Origin of the sequence: Immundisolibacter sp., assembly GCF_041625615.1 — a bacterium.
Lineage (GTDB): Bacteria > Pseudomonadota > Gammaproteobacteria > Immundisolibacterales > Immundisolibacteraceae > Immundisolibacter.
The window spans coordinates 1-1,750 of sequence record NZ_JBFJTF010000234.1; the positions used below are offsets into that span (position 1 = coordinate 1).

Genomic DNA, 1,750 nt, shown 5'->3' on the forward strand with positions numbered 1-1,750 from the left:
GCCACAACGCCTGGTGGGCGATGCCGTGAAAGCCGTAGCGACGGATGCCGTGCGCCTCGGTGAGGGTGCGTGGCAGGGCGTAGCTGCGCGCCACCTGTGGCAGGTCGGCGAAAAAGGCGGTGTCGAACACCGCCAGTTGCGGCACGTCGGGGCCAAAGCGCTGGCGACAGGCGCGGATCATGGCCAGTGCCGGTGGGTTGTGCAGCGGCGCCAGCGGCGCGCAGGCCGCGATCTGTGCCTCCACCGGGGCGTCGATCAGCGCCGGCCGGGCGAACGTGCCGCCGTGCACCACCCGGTGTACCACCACCGCCGGCGGCGGTAGCGCGTCCAGGGCCGGAGCGTCCGCGCCGCGGTGCTTCGCCAGCGGTTGCAGGCCGCTGTTGGCAAGCGCGAAGCGGTCCAGCTTCACCGAGGAACTGCCCACGTTGACGGTCAGGATTTCCATGCCGGAACACCCGGAAGACGTGGCGGATGGCCGGGTCATGATGCCGCAGCCGGAACGGCGGCCGGGCAAAGAAAAAGGGCCATGCGGCCCTTTTTCGACGTGCGGTCCGCTCAGAACCTCAAGCCCAGCGTCAGCATGTGAAAATTGATGCCGTCGTTCGGTTCCTTGATGCTGGCGTTCGACAGGTGCTGGAAGCGGTAGCCGATCTCGAGCTGGCCGCAGTCGAGGCCGGCGCCGATGTGGCTGCCGAACTGCCAGGCGGTGGACATTTGACGCCGGCCGATGCGCGTGTCGGACAGGATGTGGCCGCCGATGCCGGCTTCCAGGTAGGGGCGTACGCCGTCGGTTGCCTTCGGCGCCAGGCGCAGCACCGGCGTGAGGGCGACTTCCCACAGGTCGTCGTTGTGCGCGCCGCGCTCGTCGCTGTCCCAGTAGCCGATTTCGGCCAGCCAGTAACCGCCAAGCTGCCAGTCGCCGTCGGTGAACCAGGCGTGCTGCCAGTCGCGTGCCAGGCCCAGACGTACCAGCTGGGTTTCATCGTTGCCCCAGCCCACCGACAACTCGCCGCGGTACTGCGCCAGTGCGGGGGGGGTGAGGCCGCAACACAGCAGCACGGCGGTGACGAGCTTGGAAATACGGCGGACCATATCTGTTCTCCCTGAGCGATGGGTGCGGTTTTTTGTGTTCAACCGGATTGTGATGGTTATGGATAACGCTACAGCAGGCTGGCGTGGGCGCCGATTATTGTCGGCGGCGCGGGTGGTAGCAAGCAGCGCACGCGTGGACGGCCGATGAGCGCGCGGCCGTTGGCGTTGCCGGAGCGGTTGCCGTTTGTCTGCACGCTGACCGTGCAGGCGCGCGACATCAACTACGGCGGCCATTTGGGGCACGACGCGGCGGTCAGTCTGCTGCACGAGGCGCGCCGGCGCTGGCTGGCCGCCGCCGGGTTCGACGAGGCGGACAGCGCCGGTGCCGGCCTGATCATGCTGGAGCTCGAAGTGCACTACGCGGCCGAGGCGTTCTGGGGGGACCGCCTGCGCGCGGAACTGGCCCTGGTGCCGCTGGGCGCGGCGCGTTGCGAGTTCCGCTACCGGCTCGGTCGGGACGGGCACGACGTGCTGCGCGCGCGTACCCTGATGGGGTTTTTCGACTACCGTGCCCGGCGCGTGGTGCGCCGCCCGCCGGCCTTCATGGACCGCATGTTGTCGCTACCGGAGGACCCGAGCGATGTCTGAATTCACTGTCGAGATTTCCTGGGAGCATGCACCGCGTGCCGGCCACCCGGACGACTACGCCCGCGCCCAC

Annotated in this window: 2 protein-coding genes and 1 pseudogene; 1 reads left to right on the top strand and 2 read right to left on the bottom strand. The window is 68.7% G+C overall.

Annotation, left to right across the window (positions count from 1 at the left end):
- Positions 1 to 445 (bottom strand): annotated as a pseudogene (locus ABYX71_RS11845) (acetate/propionate family kinase); the annotation flags it as partial.
- Between the two features lie 110 nt (positions 446 to 555).
- Positions 556 to 1,092, bottom strand: coding sequence for an acyloxyacyl hydrolase (locus ABYX71_RS11850; protein ID WP_372696696.1), 537 nt, complete (start codon positions 1,090 to 1,092; stop codon positions 556 to 558).
- Positions 1,093 to 1,236: 144 nt separating this feature from the next.
- Between ABYX71_RS11850 and ABYX71_RS11855 the strand changes: the two genes are divergently transcribed.
- Positions 1,237 to 1,680 (top strand): acyl-CoA thioesterase, encoded by a 444-nt coding sequence (locus ABYX71_RS11855; RefSeq protein WP_372696697.1) that lies wholly within the window; start codon positions 1,237 to 1,239, stop codon positions 1,678 to 1,680.
- The last annotated feature ends 70 nt before the right edge of the window (positions 1,681 to 1,750 follow it).

Bases quoted from the DNA above. Each gene is read 5' to 3' on its own strand.
- ABYX71_RS11855 (WP_372696697.1), top strand. From the start codon at position 1,237: ATGAGCGCGCGGCCGTTGGCGTTGCCGGAGCGGTTGCCGTTTGTCTGC.
- ABYX71_RS11850 (WP_372696696.1), bottom strand. From the start codon at position 1,092: ATGGTCCGCCGTATTTCCAAGCTCGTCACCGCCGTGCTGCTGTGTTGC.